Origin of the sequence: Planctomicrobium aquicomposti, from assembly GCF_051466325.1 — a bacterium.
In the GTDB taxonomy this organism is placed as follows: Bacteria; Planctomycetota; Planctomycetia; order Planctomycetales; family Planctomycetaceae; genus Planctomicrobium.
The window spans coordinates 2,727,005-2,742,672 of the sequence record NZ_CP195792.1; the positions used below are offsets into that span (position 1 = coordinate 2,727,005).

A 15,668-nucleotide genomic window follows, 5' to 3' on the forward strand; every position below is an offset into this window, starting at 1 on the left:
GAGCAGAAGACTCCGCAGATAAGGACTCCCTGAATTCGAGACCGACCACAGCAGGCTCCCGCCTGCCGGCGCTATCATGTCTTCGATCGCCTTTGCAGGTCGATCGTCACGCGTCCAAATCGGACGACGACATTGTTTCCCGCTCCGGGGGAACAAGCCGTACCGGCAACAGAACGTGCCGATCCACACCTTTGTCATTCTGAATCAGCGACTGCAGCAGGACGCCGACCTGATTGAGCTGCTGCACAACGGGCATTTCTGCGCACGCATAGATGTCTTCGCACGGCCCGGAATATTCGGCATCATCAAACACGACATCCAGCTTCGACGAGTCTCTGCCGGCACGAGTCGCCAGCGAGCGGAAGGCTGGAGCGAAGTTTTCGTAACGGAAACGTGACCGGCAGATCGCAGCAGTAATTCCCGGTTCTTGTTCCACCATCGCACGTGCTTCCGCCTTCAGTGCTGCGGCGTCGACCTGCGTACTGCGCATCACACAACGGGCGTCGGAAGCGGCAAGGACCTGGCTGATCCCTTCAAAGAAGCGATTGTCCCCGGGGAGCCAGATATCGTGCATGAGAACGGCGATCTCGCGATGACCTCGCTGAACCAACTGCTCGGCGAGAACCCGCCCCAGTTCACAGTGGTCACTGTCAATCGAAGCCAGCCCGCTCGCCGTTGCAAAGACCCCTCCAAAGACCACGGCCGGAATGCCCAGCTTGGCAATGTAGTCCTGAACGGGACGGTCACAACCGATCAACACCACTCCCTTGGCGACACCGGCCGCAAGCGAAACCCCCAGAGCACTGGCGGCGTCCACTTCGGCACCACTTCCCGGAAGAAGATTGATCTGCACGCCGACACCGGGAAGATGTTCCCGCAGGGCGGCCAGCAATGCGGACTCGTTGATTCCCCGCTTGGCACGTGATGCGGAAATCAGAACGTGAACGACTCCGGGGGAGACCGCTTCCGCCTCCAGTGCCGGCCCCACAAACGTTCCCGCACCCCGCTTGCGAATCAAAAGGTTTCGTTCTGCGAGAACGTTCAGCGCACGATGGGCGGTTCTCAGGTGAATCCCGAACATCTGAGCCACCTGGTCAGTCCCCAGGTACGGTGCGCCGACCGCGAGATTGCGGCCGCGCAAATCTTCTTCGATCTGGCGGGCGATCTGTTGGGCACGGGGCTCGGAGGAGATGTGTGAGCTCATGGAATATGACAATAAACGACAATTGTGACACTTGCAACTGTCATTTTGACGAATTAGCTGATATTGTTACAAAACAGACGGAGGTCGACGCACCGTCCCCGCATCGGGAAGGACAGCGATTCACCTGTAAAGAGCAGTCCTCTATCACGTTGCGCTGTGTGGATCACAGCTGCTGATCAGCAATGACTGTTGTGTCACAACTTTTGCTTCGGGGGTAATGATGTTGCAGGCAGTCCTGAGATTTGTCACATGGGGCCTTCTCGTGTCAGCTTGGGGAGCCAGCGCTGCTCCTGCGGAGGAACTCACGTTTCCTCCCATGTCGGCGTGGTATCGGGGAGGAACCGGATTCCCCGCTCCCGGCATCATGATAGCCGACTGGGAGGATCAGTCAGTCGGAGAGGGAAACCCGCAGCAGGGACTCCAATGCCTCAAAGGAAATCCCCAGACATTGTCTGTCGAGACCCCGAACGGTCCCGTCCGGATTCTGCAGCTGGACGGGACTTCTGTTTTGGGGGCCTCCGCAGGCAAGTGGGGAACGCTTGAGGGAGACCGGACGGTGGTTGTTCTCCTGAGGCTCAAGGGGGAGAGCGACGGATTTCTCTTCGATGGGGCGACTCATTCGGGGATGACCCGGGCCCGCGTGAGGCAAGGAAAGTGGGAAATGGGTTGTCAGCCTTCTCCTCTCACGAATGCAGCGAAGAAGGATGTTGTGACTCTTCCAGCAGTTCCTGGAGTCTGGCAGATCCACGGATTCGTCTTTCAGCCGCAGGCAGATGGATCAACCGCCCTCACCCACTGGGCGGGCGCGAATGAGATCGCGACCGGTTCCTGCTCGGGATCGGCTCCCTTGGCCGGCCTGATTCTGGGGGCCGACGTCCGGCAGGAAAATCGTCTGACAGCGGATATCGCCGAATTGCAGGTCTACCCGCAGGCACTGAGCCGCGAAGAATTTCTACGTGTCAGCCGCAATCTGCACAGTCGTTGGGGGGCCTTAACCGAGCTTCCCGCCTCGGAACAGCTCGCCTCTCCTCTGCGCGATCCACAGGTCTTTCGGACAGTCGTGCGCAAGCAGGGGGACGAGGGAGTGCATACCTATCGCATTCCGGGAATCACCACCACGCGCGAGGGGACATTGCTGTCCGTCTTCGATATCCGCCACGATTCAACCCGCGACCTGCCTGCCAATATCGATGTTGGACTGATGCGGAGTACCGATGGGGGGACAACGTGGGAGCGGATGCAGACCATTATTGATTACGACAAGAACTCGCCGGATTCCGCAGGGAATGGGGTGGGAGACCCTGCCATTCTCGCTGACCTGGAAACGGGTGATGTTTTTGTCGCGGCCGCCTGGGCCCATGGGGATCTCGGATGGGCAAGGTCCGGTGCGGGGCTGGAGGCACATGAGACAGCGCAGCTTGTCATGGTTCGCAGTCGCGATGACGGGAAAACCTGGTCGAAGCCCGTCAGCATCACAAAGACGACGAAGCAGAAGGCATGGAAGATCTTCATTCAGGGGCCGGGATCGGGAATTCAATTGCGTGACGGAACACTCGTGTTCGCCGCCCAGTTCAAAGATGAGCAGAATGTTCCTCACTCGTGTCTGATCTGGAGCGGTGATCATGGTGAAACCTGGCACGTGACCGCCCCCGCGGTCCCCGAGGCACCCCCCAGCTCTGAATCGCAGGTCGCCGAGCTTTCCGATGGATCGCTGCTGTTGACCATGCGGAATGAGCGTCGAAGCGGACAGCGACTTTGGGCACGGTATCAGTGGAAAGGTTCACTGGCAGAAGGGAAGTGGTCGAGTCCGTGGTTTGATCTCCCCGACCCGACCTGTATGGCCAGTCTGATCCGGCATCCTTCTGGCGCTTTGATTTTCTCCAACCCGAATTCCTCAACCCGGCGCATCGGACTGACCGTGCGTGTGAGTGATGACGATGGCAAAACCTGGTCGGATGGGCGTTTGATTGATCCGCGGTTCTGCTCTTACTCGTGCCTGACCGTCCTGAAAAATGGAGACCTTGGACTGCTCTACGAATGCGGCGCTGCGCATGCTGTCGAACAGTTGGCATTTGCCCGCTTTTCCCTCGACTGGCTGCGGGGGACGAACTCCCGTCCCGCTACCTCGCTGCGTCTCTCGCCCGCATTTTCCGACCAGATGGTCTTGCAGTCCGGAGCCCCCATTCCGGTCTGGGGCATCGCGTCGCCCGGTCAGCAGATTGAAGTTTGTTTCGGAACACAGAAAAAGCAGGTTCAATCCGACGCGCAGGGGAAATGGTCCACAACACTCGATCCTCTGCCAGTTTCGAATTCACCCGGCACATTGACGGTGAGTGCAGCAGGTGGCCAGACCGACTCGAGGCTCGTGCTGAACGACATTCTGGTCGGGGATGTGTGGCTGGCTGCCGGGCAGTCGAACATGGACTGGCCGGTCCGCCTCACCGCCGAGCGACAGCAATTGCTCCTGCTTGCGGCGACTTCCGAGATCCGCTTGCTCGAGCGCAAAGGGCCGGGGAGCGCGAATATCGTTTATTCCTCTCGGATGCTTTCAAAGCTGAATCCGGATCATTACTTCTCAGGCCATTGGACACGTGCTGCCGCTGCGGAGGTCGATCAATTTTCTGCTGTTGCGTGGGCCTTCGCCAGTCGGTTGCAGCGGGACCTGCAGCGCCCCATCGGTATCATCGATGTGTCGATTGGGGGGACGCCGACCGAGGCCTGGGTCCCCCGTACGGCATTGGAGGGCAGTCCTGCGGTCCGATCGCTGGTGCAGGGAAGCTGGCTAACCAACCCTGCCGGCGACGCTTGGTGCCAGACGAGGGCGAAGGTGAATTTCAGCGGTGCGCTCGCGAATGGAGAGCCGCTTCCTGGCAGCGACATCGGGCCGTATCACTGCTACCAGCCCGGCTTCCTCTGGGAGGCCGGTGTCGCGCCTCTGGTTCCCTTTCCAATTCGGGGAATCCTGTGGTATCAGGGAGAGTCCAATGCGACCTCCCCTGCCCGGGTCCAACAGCATGCGGACCTGTTTCCGCTGCTCGTCGAGAGTTGGCGCAAGGCATGGAACCAGCCGCAGCTTCCCTTTTACTATGTGCAACTGCCGGGAATCGAGCGGCCTGACTGGCCGGAATTCCGTGACCAGCAGCGCCGACTGCTCGAGCAGATTCCACACTCGGGAATGGTGACCACAATGGATCTGGGACACCCGACCGATGTGCATCCTCGTCGAAAGCAACCGGTCGGTGAGCGGCTGGCACTGCTGGCGTTGAGCCGAACATATGGCCAGCAGCAACTCGATTCCGGTCCGCTGGTGACTGCCGTAACGAAAGAAGGACAGAGCTGCCGCATTCACTTCGAGCACGCCGAGGGGCTGTGCTCAAGCAACGGTGAACCGCTCACTGGATTCGAACTGGCGGGCGACGATGAGATCTTTCATCCGGCACAGGCCGAGTGTGAAGGAACCACCCTGCGAGTCTTCTCCCCGGCCGTAAGTGATCCTCGATCGGTCCGCTATGGCTGGCTCCCCAATCCCCAGCCGCCCCTGAACCTCGTCAACCGAAAGAACCTCCCGGCCTCCCCGTTTCGGTTGGCAATCACTCCGTGATCATCGTCTCGGAGAGGGCGTTCACCTTCCGTCAGCATCAAGGGAAGGTGAACGCAGCTCTCGGGGTCGGATTGCTCGCAAGGCAAAAGAAATCGAGCCGGGACAGTCCGGGCTGTCAGGCGATCAGCCCCGGAACGACAGAGCCGTGAACGTCGGTCAGACGGAAATCACGACCGGCATAGCGATAGGTCAACCGCTGGTGGTCGAACCCCAGCAGGTGCAAAATGGTCGCATGCAGATCGTGAACATGCACCTTGTTCTCGACTGCCTGAAATCCGAACTCATCGGTCGCGCCATACACCGTTCCTCCTTTGGCTCCCCCACCGGCAAGCCACATGGTGAATCCGTAGTGATTGTGGTCGCGACCGTTAATCTTCCCCTGATTGGAGCCTGGCTGCGGGAGTTCGACGGTGGGGGTCCTTCCAAATTCTCCCCCCCAGATGACAAGTGTTTCATCGAGAAGCCCCCGCTGTTTCAGATCGATGAGAAGCGCCGCCATTGCCTGATCGCATTCCTTGGCGAGCTTGCGGTGCAGGGTCTCCAGATCATCATGGTTATCCCAGGGCTGCCCCTGACCGTGCCAGAGCTGCACGTAGCGGACTCCCCGCTCGATCAGCCTGCGGGCCACCAGTGTTTGCCGCGCATGGACTCCACTTCCATAGAGCTCGTGGATGTGAGCCGGTTCAGACTGGATGTCGAAGGCGTCGGTTGCCTCCATCTGCATACGATAAGCGAGTTCCAGTGCATGAATCCGTGATTCGAGGACCGGATCGTTCTGTCGCTGTTCCGCGTGCTGGCGGTTCAGAGCCTGCACGAGATCAAGCTGCTGACGCTGCTGCTCCCGGTCCAACGTGGTATTACGAATGTTCTGGATCAATCTGTCGATGTCCGTATGCCGGGAGTCGACGTAGGTTCCCTGAAACGCGCCGGGGAGAAATGCGGACTGCCAGTTCTCGGCACCTTTGATCGGATAGCCTCCAGGACACATGGCGATAAAGCCGGGGAGGTTTTGATTCTCGTTTCCCAGTCCGTAAGTAATCCACGCGCCCATGCTGGGACGCAGCAATGTCCCATCGCCGCAGTTCATCAACATCAGCGAAGGCTCGTGGTTCGGCACATTCGCATGCATCGAACGGATGACACAGATGTCATCGACACACTGGGCGGTCTTAGAAAACAACTCGCTGACCGGAATGCCGCTTTGACCATACTGCTGGAAACGAAACGGAGAGGGAAACGCAGCGCCGGTTTTTCGCTCGGTCCGAAGGGTACTTCCGTCGGGCAGTTCTTTGCCGGCATATTTTTCGAGTGCCGGTTTGGGGTCAAAGGTGTCGAGATGCGAAGGGCCACCATTGAGGAAAAAGTGAATCACATGCTTGGCCCGCGGCGTGAAATGCGGCACGCGCGGCTGCATCGGATTCTGGCTGGTTGCGGCCTGAATCGGAGTGGAAAGCAATCCGGCCAGCCCGAGTGCCCCCAGTCCGAGACCGGATCGACACAACATCTCGCGCCGGTTCAATGGGATGGAAGCGGGAGTGTGAGAAGGAATCGACATGTCTGAATTCCCGTGGACGTTGAGTGATCGGCCCTGTCAATCGACGAATGTGAACTCGTTGGTGAGCAACAAGGCCTGTGCATACTGCTCGAGCCGACTCAGTTGTGGGTGGGGAACTTCCTGCTCCGACGCTGCGGGAGCCACGAGAAACGAGAGGCCGAGTTCCTTTTCAGTGGGCTCGGGAGTGCGACCAAATACGAGTCGGTACAGACTTTCGACCTGCTGCGCGGGCTCAACGGCCTGCGTCACCTCCTCGCGCCTGGCCAATGCGCGGGCCTGTTCCGCCACAAATGGAGAATTCATGCCGAACAGGGCCTGCTGTGGGGACATGGTCTGAGGACGCTGGGCGGTGGTGGCGTCGGGATTGGTGAAATCGAATGTTCGCAACGTCCCCGGAAGGTCCTGTCGGTCAATCCTTCCATAGATCGTGCGACGATGTGGAAACGGCTCCTGGAACAGATCGACGGCCCGACCTCCTGAAGTGAAATCCAACTGGCCAGCCACCGCCAGCAATGAGTCCCGATACGGCTCGAACTCCAGACGGCGGCGATTCATCCTCCAGAGGAGTTTGTTTTCCGGGTCGATCTGAAATGCGGTCTCACGGTGTGCACTCGACTGCCGGAAGGCGGCGGATAACAGGATCTCACGATGAAGAGACTTGATGGACCAACCCTGCTCCTGAAATCGCCGCGCCAGATCATCCAGCAATGCAGGATGGCTCGGGGGTTCGCCACGCGAACCGAAGTCGCTGGGGGTGGAGACCAGTCCCCGTCCGAAATGGTGCATCCAGACCCGATTGACAATCACGCGTGCAGTCAGGGGATTTGCCGGGTGAATAATCGCCTGTGCCAGCTCCAGACGTCCACTCCCCCGCGTGAATGGTCGATGCTCGCCCGACTGCAGCGCCTGCAGAAACTGTCTGGGAACTTCAGCCCCCGGACGACCCGGATTGCCACGTTGCAGGATCTTCGTTGGCCTGGGTTCGGGTGTGTCGTTCAGGACCATTGCCCGGATCGGGCTCCCCTCGGCAGAGAACTGATACGCCGCCGCTGCTTTTGTCACTTTGGCGATCTTGGAATTCGATTGTCGGTCAAAGAGAGGACGACCTTCTTCCAGAGTCAGCAGCACAGGGCTCCCCTCGGAGTTCAGCACCTGCCAGAGTGCGTGCGCGGGGCTGGCGGGATCAGCGGAGGGGAGAGTTTTCGAGTCCGAAGAAGAAGACTTTGCGGTGCTGGCGTTTGAAGAGGAATTGCCTTCCTGCGTGGTGCCTCCATGTTCCATCAGCAGCCGACCGTAAACCCGCGCCACCTCCTCCATGCTGGAAGGGGGATCGGCCCGCAGTGCCGCGGTGACCAGCGGATGACCGGAGCGCGCAGCGGGTGTCCCCACGAACTGCTCAAGCACTTCCGGGGCACGGGCTGTGAATTCGTCGGCATTGAGTTCGGCCAGGGCATGCCAGGGCGCAAAAACTTCGTCGCCTGAGCCTTCTGCCTGCGTCAAAAAACGCTGCCAGGCTTTCAGGACCAGTGGTGCCAGATCCCCCAGTTCAGCGGACCCTTTCTTCAGCGACGACAGATCTTTCCCCTTCAGCCTGACCAGACCGACCAGATAGTCGGGGGTCTGCTTTCGCAGAATATTGTGCAGCCTTACCAGTTCCCGTTGCTCAGCTTCAGGAATTTTCGCCCGGAGTCGGGCGAGTTCGGCCTCATACTTCGTCACCGTCTCCGACTCTTCCGGCTGTGCGATGATCGGCGGTTCCGCGGGCTCGACCGAGTTTTCGAACACGCCAAACAGGGAATAATAGTCTGCGGTCGGAATGGGATCGTATTTGTGATCGTGGCAGCGGGCACAGGCGACGGTGAGTCCGAGCAACCCGCGCGTCACCACATCGATCCGGTCATCGATGATGTCTTCTTTCTTGTTGCTGAATCGACGACCGAGCGTCAGAAAGCCCATCGCAGCGAGGGAGCGGTCGTCGGTTCTCTCGAGCTGATCGGCAGCCAGCTGCTCGAGAATAAAACGATCGAAAGGGAGATCCTCGTTGAACGCCCGAATCACATAATCGCGGTAGGTGAACGCAAAGTGATAATTCGGATCGTCGGTGAAAACATAGCCTTTGGTGTCGGCATAGCGCGCCACATCCAGCCAGTGTCGCCCCCAGCGTTCGCCGTAACGGGGAGAAGACAACAGGCGCTCGATCACGCGGGACTCAGCTTGCGGGGAAAGATCCTGTTCAAAAGCAGCGAATTCTTCTGCTGTCGGCGGCAGACCAACCAGGTCGTAGGTCACGCGCCGGAGCCAGGTCGCTCGATCCGCTGGCGGATTCGGAGTGAGCCCCGCTTCATCGAGACTCGCGAGGATGTAGCGGTCAAGAGGCGTCCGAACCCAAGCTTCATCGGAGACAGCCGGAGGAGCGGACTTGTTTAACGGTTGCAATGCCCAGAAGGTGGAGCGAGCCTCTTCAAGACCTTTGGGCGAAGCAAAGTATTCGAGCCCATGTTCCGTCGGTTCGACTGACAACGGAAAAGGGGCTCCATGCTCGATCCAAGTCGTGAGCGTCGCGATCTCGTTTTCAGGCATCTTGCCGCTGGGGGGCATCTGAATATCGTCGTCGGAATAGCGAATCACTTCCCACAGACGACTTTTTTGCGGGCTCCCCGGCATGACGACCGGATCGTCTTCACGTGGGCGAAAGACCGCTTCACGCGAGTCGAGACGAATTCCCCCTTCCTGTTTCTGTGCCCCATGACATCCCAGGCAGCGCGCTGCCAGAATTGGACGCACATGCTGTTCGAAGAACTGCTCTTCCGCCGCCGCTGTCTTCGCCTCGGGCGAGCCATTCGATGCCTGACCAGACATCGGGAGCGCCACGCAGAATCCAATTCCGAAGAGGAGTTGTCGCAGGGACAGCCGGTTCTGCATCAGTACAACTCATAGGAGGGCGAGGAGGAGGAAAGCAGCGGAGGGAATCCATGGTGACAGATCCGCAGTGGGCTGGTCAAGAAATTCCGCCGCCGGCTTGAAAAAACTACCCCACCTCGCACTGGGTCATCGTTCCCCTGACTGCGATTGTCCCGTCCCGGGACGAATCGCTGCGTTCATCAACTGCCTCCACGCCTGCTGCTGCCGAATTCCCTGCTGCGCGTCGACCGGCGGAGTGAAGAGTGAGCTGTTGAAGTCATGATAGATCTTCCGGCCGGCGGCAGGCTCATACGCGGGGTTCGGAGCGTTCAGATGAGCCCCAACCGAGGTCCGCCAGCTCACGAATTGCTGATGCAGCGACTCTGCACGGGCAGGCTGCTCTCCCGCGAGATTCTTCCGCTCCCCAGGATCCTGCGAGAGGTCATAAAGTTCCAGCGAGTTGTCGTCGTAGTATTCAATCAGTTTCCAGTGGCCGTCTCGCAGGGCCCCAGCCGGTCGACTCCCCTGATTGGTGTAGTGGGGAAAGTGAAAGGGAAACTGTCGAGGAGCAGGCTCGATTCCTTTTAACAGGAGCGGGGCGATGCTGATGCCGTCCAATTCTTCGGAGACAATTCCTCCGCAAAGTTCCATGAGGGTGGCGGTCAGATCCTGATTCACGATCGGCGTCTCGACCACCGCCGGAGCAAATCGACCGGGCCAGCTGAAGATGCAGGGAACGCGCAGTCCCCCTTCGTAGAGGTATCCCTTACCCGCCCGGTAGGGAGAATTGTGCGTCGGCAGATCCTTCCCTTCAAAAACATGCAGGCCCCCGTTGTCCGACATGAAGATGACAATTGTCTTGTCGAGCAACTGTTGCTCTTTCAACGACTGCAGCAGCATCCCGACCGTGTCGTCCAGAGTTTCCAGCATTGCAGCATAGACGGGATTGAAAGCTCCCTGGTATTTCTCGATCAGTTCCGCGCGGGCTGCCAGACGAATATGCGGAGTATGGTGGGCCACATAACAGAAGAACGGCCGGCGAGGGTGCCGTTCCATGAACTCGATCGCTGCTCGCGTGATGGCATATTCATTTTTGCCCCCTTCCGTTGCTGAGGGGACGGAATCTCCTCCGGTCTGCAGCACCGTCCCGAATCCCTGCCGTTCGGGAGTGAAGGGGGCATTCCCGAGGTGCCATTTGCCGAACAGCCCGGTTGCATAACCCAGCTGTTCAAACCGCTCCGCAAGGGTGATTTCTTCCAGCGGGAGTTGCTGTCGGATGACGACCTGCAACAGCTTTTGCGTGTGAGCATCCGGCCTTCCCGGCAGATAAGTCGTGAGGTTGAGACGGGCGGGAGATTTGCCAGTCATCAAAGCGGCGCGCGAGGCCGAACAGATTGAGAGCCCGCAATAGGCGCTGTTGAATCGAACGCCTGAAGCGGCAAGCTGGTCGAGATGGGGCGTCTGATGTTCTGTGCGTCCGTAACAGCCTAGATCATTGATGCCGAGGTCGTCCGCCAGAATCAGCAGGACGTTGGGAGGGGTCGCTTCTACCCCTCGGGCCTGTAGAAAAAACAGAAATGCAGTGAGCAAAACGCGTATTCTCATAACCTGTTGTTCTGCCAAAGAGGTGAAGGAAACGGGCATCCACATTCTGGAAGGGCCGGTCTCGATTGTCGACGGCTGCAGACGGACAACAGCAGGTTGGCCTGATGAGTAAACGTGCAGCATATGTCCCGACTCATCAGCGTTGTCCCTCAGTGCGCAGAGCAGGAAGCGGTCGACAACCAAACGGCTGCGACACTCGGCTCTGTCGAGGACGCCTGCCGACGGAACCCCGGCGAGAGAATGAACGAACGCCGATCGATTTGTCGATCCCTTTGGCAGCTGACGCCCAGGCGATCATCAATTCATCGACCATCTGCGAGAGCAGGTTGCTCTTTCCAGTGTCCGCGCAGCAAGCGTTTCGTGGGATGAACTGCTCAGTTCCGCGTGACAAGAACGGGTCGATCAAAAAAAATGCCCTAATAAGGTGTTAATGGTTTTCATTGCGGGAGCTGCTGCCGCTGTTGAATCCGCTCCGGCAATCCGAAGTATTGCCGGTACCATTCCTGTTCCACAGGGCGCGGCGGTGTGGTGGGAAGCCCCGGTGGCAAAAGCGTCTCTGACCATTCCTGCAAACGCCTTTTCAGGTCGGCCGCCACATGAGGCGCTTCGGCAATGCGGTTGGCCTGCTCGGCATGGTCTTCGGAGAGGTCGAAGAGATATTCAGCTGCTGTTCCAACTTGAATGTACTTCCATTTGCCCGAGCGGATGGCGGACTGGGTGAAGAATCGCCAGTACAGATGTTCGTGTGGCTCGCCTGTGTTCTCGCCGGTCAGGTAAGAGATGAGATTGACCCCATCGAGTTCGGGCGCACTCGGCAATTTCGCCAGAGCGATTGCAGTGGCGGCAATATCGAGCGAACTGACGGGCCGCTGTTCGACCCGGCCCGCCGGCAGAGTCCCCGGCCAGCTCCAGATAAAGGGGACGCGAATCCCCCCTTCGCTGAGCATCCCTTTCTCGCCGATCCAGGGCAGGTTTTCCGAGCCGTCCCACAGGCCTGTCGAGTCTTCAATCGGCTCGTCCTGTTTCCCGTGCAATGGTGCACCATTGTCGCTGAGAAAGACAACCAGCGTTTTTTCACCAATCTGATGCGTGCGGAGTGCGGCTTGAATTTTCCCGACTCCGTCGTCGATGGCCGAAATCATTGCCAGAGCGTACCGTCGACGGACCGCTTGATACTCCGGGAAGCGATCGAGATACGGCTGCGGTGCTTCCAAGGGAACATGTGGAGCGAAATATCCGACGTAGAGAAAGAAAGGGTGCTCGTGATTGCGGCGAATAAAGGCTTCGGCCGCTTCCGTCTGCACATCAATCCGGAATCGCGGGTCAATCAACACCTTTCCTTCCGGAGCCAACGTTCGGCCTTGAAGATCAAAGTTGGCATGGTAGCGCCGCAGATGCCCATTAAAAAACTGGTCGAATCCCTGGGCTGCAGGCTGGTAAGGCTCCAGCAGATGCTCCGGGAGCTTTACTGGAGTTGTTCCTGCCACATTCAGCCCCTGCTGTTGAGCCCAATGGACAGAGTTTCTGTTGGGATCGAGATGCCACTTGCCGACCATGCCACAGGCATAGCCCGCCGGTCGTAACCGTTCCGCCAGCGTGACAGCTTCACCGGGGAGGGGCATCTCGCTATTGCTGTCGATTCCGAAGCGCTGCTGGTAGACACCCGTTAAAATACCTGCTCGGGATGGGGAGCACTGAGGAGCGGAAACGTATCCCGCAGTGCAGCGAACTCCCCCACGGGCCAATTCATCCAGATGAGGAGTTCGCACGTCGGCGATCGCACCCTGAATTCCGACATCTGCGTATCCCATATCGTCGGTCAAAATCACGACGATATTGGGGCGGTCGTCCGCTGCTGACAGACTCCCCTGCAGGCCAGGATGAATGACGGAACCGAGAGCACCGATGAAAATCCATCGCCTGAAACCTGACATGCAATCGCCTCGCGCTGCGGGACAGTGAGAAGCCGGGACCCGGATCTCTCAGCGGCTACTTGGGCTTCTGTTTCGGCTTCGCATCGCTAGGGAGCGTGACGAGTTCCAGATTGATCTCATTTCTCCCCGCTTCGATCGTGACCGGAATGGACCCCTGCCGGTGATAGCGTGCCGGGATGATTTCAGCGATTGCCTTGTCATCGGCGGTAATGTCGGCTGTTGAGACCCGCACCTGATGTGTCCCGACCAAAGCGCCGCTGCGCGCGGTGCTGAACCGCAACACATACCGTCCCTCTTCGTCCGATCGGCAGGTGGACGGGCGGCCCGCGCCATCCGGAGTAAATGTAATGTAGGCATTCGGAACCGGCTTGCCATCGAGCGTCACCCGACCGGTCACATCGCCTAGCTCGACATCATCCCTCCGGCATCCACTGCTGATGAGAACTGCAATCGCCACTAACCGCAGCAGGCGGCCACGATTCCGATCACTCATGACTCGCAACCTTGCTTGAAACAACCCAGAGGAAAATTCAGACAGGGAACCAGAGGTTGGATTCCTCGACGGCATGTTTTGAAACAGCTCAGCGCTCGAGTCAGAGTTGCCGTCCATCCGGGATCACAGGCTGCGGACGATCGATCGGCCGACTCCCGTCACTCGAAACGGTGGTCGTTCGCAATCACTGGGAGCGCAGACTGGACCAGCATTAGAACTCGCCAATGACAATCCCGTCTTCCCGACTCAGGAGATACTCGTACACACTGTCGAGCACGGTGAGCGCATAATTGACATCCGGCTTCTGATCGATGTTCTCGCTCAGAAATCGGACGCTGCCGTCGGCCAGCGCGACATGCACTCCCCCTTCGTGCAGACTGGAAACTCCCATCATGCAACTGTTGTTCATGGTCGAGTTACTGGCATCCGGAGAGTTGATCATCCCCTTTCCCTGGAATACGACACTCTGAAAGCGGTTGGTATTGCCGATGGCCGTGCTGCGGGTCCCGTAGATCACCCCTGCCGCACATTGAACGCCAGCGATATCGTACCCGCGCTCGCTCAGAAGGATCGTGTTGGAGAGTCCGTCGGTCACGTTGCGGAAGCTGATCGAACTGTTCCAGTAGAAGAAGCCGTTTCCGGGACGTCGCAACGAAGGGGCGATGTTCCCCGTTCCGACAGCGCCGGAAGTAAAGTTCCCCACATAATTTGAAGTGGCGACCTGATGGGTGGTGATATTGTCATCCATGACCCGTACGTCGTTCAGTTCGGGCCCGATATCAGAGGGACAGCGGAAGGCCCGCAGTGGCTGCTGCATCGCGGCGCGCTTGGTAGGGTTTTGCAATGCTAAAATCATGTCCGCCTGTGGCTGCAGCAGATTATAAATGCTCGTCTGTTCCATCATCGGGAGAATGGCCGTCGGCCATCCGTACCTGGAAGGGAATCTCGGACTGGCATCTACCAGATTCAGGATCGGATCGTCGATCCATCCGGACGGGAGCGTGTTGTGGACTTCGTGATAATTATGGAGCGCCAGACCAATCTGCTTCAGATTATTCTTGCACTGGCTTCTGCGGGCGGCTTCTCGCGCCTGCTGCACAGCGGGCAAAAGCAATGCAATCAAAACTGCAATAATCGCAATCACGACCAGCAGCTCAATCAGTGTAAACCCACGTCGGCGAACAGGTTGAATGCGACGAAGACCATCCATAGGTGCGATTTCTTTTCTGAAGAAAGAATTCGGAGAATTCCGGGAACTGAAAGACACGTGCCCGTATAAACCACACCTGCCCTTTCCGGCCCGGAGGGAAAGGCGTGGGGATCTTCAACCAGCGAGAAAACTGACTGTCCACTTGAACCCGGGCGGCAGACATTCCACTTCAGCCTAGCCGAGTTTGTCCACTGCCCACAAACCCAGCCGCCTGAGGTGATGGGGAAGGACGTACAGAATGAAATGCCCGTGAACGCTTACCTGCAACGCACAAGTCATATCACATGTATTGCAGGAATCAAGCACCAGGAAAACACGACTCACTCGGTATTGTTTTCGACACTTTTGTACTCGTTGTCAAGCACATTTTCTGCAGGAATGACAATACTCTGTCCGGAAATTCCTGCTGAATCAGCGGACTTAGTGTCAATTTAAATCGTCAAGAACCTGTCTTAACGGATTGTGAGGACTTCTGATTGGCCAGGTGTCTGCACTAGCAGCCCGTTGAATTTCTCTCCTGTGCATGACACCTCTGATCGACTGCGGGCGGTTGTGGTTTGAACTTGTGGCGGAGGAACCGGGATGGCGTTGGGGAAGCGGGAAGAGTCGCGGCAAAAGGAGTTCTGGACTCCGACAGCGAGTCTTTCCAAAGGGCCGGGGCATGTCTTTGACGACCAGCTCAATCAGGCGCTCGCCCAGGCGGGGTTCAACAAGATTCTCGAAGACCTCTGCGGGCCCTATTGCGCCCGGACTGGCCGGCTGTCGATTCCGCTGGGTATGTCCTTATGCTGCTGGTGGGGACTTCGAAGGGATCGACTCGCAGCGGGGCATCGCCTGGCGATGTGAAGATTCGTTGTCGCTGCAACGATTTCTGGGGATTCCATTGGGGAAAGAGACTGCCGATTGCCCTGTTGAAAACATCTCTTGAATCGGCGATTCGCTGGCGCTACAACGCATGGCATGAGCCAGGCATCACGGACGAACATTCAGCTGGAAGTCGCGACCCTGTCGATGCGGATCGGACGCAAGTACATGGCTTCGTATTCGCACCTGAAGAGTCCTCACAAGTTCACGCAGGAGCAACTCCTCACCTTCCTGCTCCTGCGGGCGTACCTGAAGACGACCTACCGGGTGTGATCGAGTTCCTGGAAGTCTCTGAGAACGT

Annotated in this window: 10 protein-coding genes; 3 read left to right on the forward strand and 7 right to left on the reverse strand. The window is 58.4% G+C overall.

Features of this window, described 5'->3' with window-relative positions:
* Window positions 1-106 precede the first annotated feature (106 nt).
* On the reverse strand, window positions 107-1,204 hold the full coding sequence (locus SH664x_RS10590; RefSeq protein ID WP_437200785.1) for a GntR family transcriptional regulator: 1,098 nt from the start codon (window positions 1,202-1,204) through the stop codon (window positions 107-109).
* A gap of 262 nt (window positions 1,205-1,466) precedes the next feature.
* Between SH664x_RS10590 and SH664x_RS10595 the strand changes: the two genes are divergently transcribed.
* Window positions 1,467-4,805 (forward strand): exo-alpha-sialidase, encoded by a 3,339-nt coding sequence (locus SH664x_RS10595; RefSeq protein ID WP_437200786.1) that lies wholly within the window; start codon window positions 1,467-1,469, stop codon window positions 4,803-4,805.
* A gap of 115 nt (window positions 4,806-4,920) precedes the next feature.
* Here SH664x_RS10595 and SH664x_RS10600 read toward each other — a convergent pair whose 3' ends face one another.
* The 6 genes from SH664x_RS10600 to SH664x_RS10625 all read right to left on the reverse strand — a co-directional run bounded on the left by SH664x_RS10600 (window position 4,921) and on the right by SH664x_RS10625 (window position 14,503).
* Complete coding sequence (locus tag SH664x_RS10600; RefSeq protein ID WP_437200787.1) at window positions 4,921-6,360, reverse strand: DUF1501 domain-containing protein; 1,440 nt, start codon at window positions 6,358-6,360, stop codon at window positions 4,921-4,923.
* Window positions 6,361-6,396: 36 nt separating this feature from the next.
* Window positions 6,397-9,282, reverse strand: coding sequence for a DUF1553 domain-containing protein (locus SH664x_RS10605; RefSeq protein ID WP_437200788.1), 2,886 nt, complete (start codon window positions 9,280-9,282; stop codon window positions 6,397-6,399).
* Between the two features lie 126 nt (window positions 9,283-9,408).
* Window positions 9,409-10,866 (reverse strand): sulfatase, encoded by a 1,458-nt coding sequence (locus SH664x_RS10610; RefSeq protein ID WP_437200789.1) that lies wholly within the window; start codon window positions 10,864-10,866, stop codon window positions 9,409-9,411.
* Between the two features lie 437 nt (window positions 10,867-11,303).
* Window positions 11,304-12,800 carry a sulfatase family protein gene (locus SH664x_RS10615; RefSeq protein ID WP_437200790.1) on the reverse strand — a complete coding sequence of 499 codons (1,497 nt, stop codon included), beginning with the start codon at window positions 12,798-12,800 and terminating at the stop codon, window positions 11,304-11,306.
* 55 nt (window positions 12,801-12,855) lie between these two features.
* The gene (locus tag SH664x_RS10620) at window positions 12,856-13,293 is read right to left on the reverse strand and encodes a carboxypeptidase-like regulatory domain-containing protein (protein ID WP_437200791.1); all 438 of its coding nucleotides are present in this window, start codon (window positions 13,291-13,293) and stop codon (window positions 12,856-12,858) included.
* Window positions 13,294-13,504: 211 nt separating this feature from the next.
* A complete protein-coding gene (locus SH664x_RS10625) occupies window positions 13,505-14,503 on the reverse strand; it encodes a DUF1559 family PulG-like putative transporter (protein ID WP_437200792.1) in 999 nt (332 codons plus the stop codon).
* 582 nt (window positions 14,504-15,085) lie between these two features.
* Here SH664x_RS10625 and SH664x_RS10630 point away from each other — a divergent pair.
* A complete protein-coding gene (locus SH664x_RS10630) occupies window positions 15,086-15,349 on the forward strand; it encodes a hypothetical protein (protein WP_437200793.1) in 264 nt (87 codons plus the stop codon).
* A gap of 114 nt (window positions 15,350-15,463) precedes the next feature.
* Window positions 15,464-15,640, forward strand: coding sequence for a hypothetical protein (locus SH664x_RS10635; protein ID WP_437200794.1), 177 nt, complete (start codon window positions 15,464-15,466; stop codon window positions 15,638-15,640).
* Window positions 15,641-15,668: the final 28 nt, after the last annotated feature.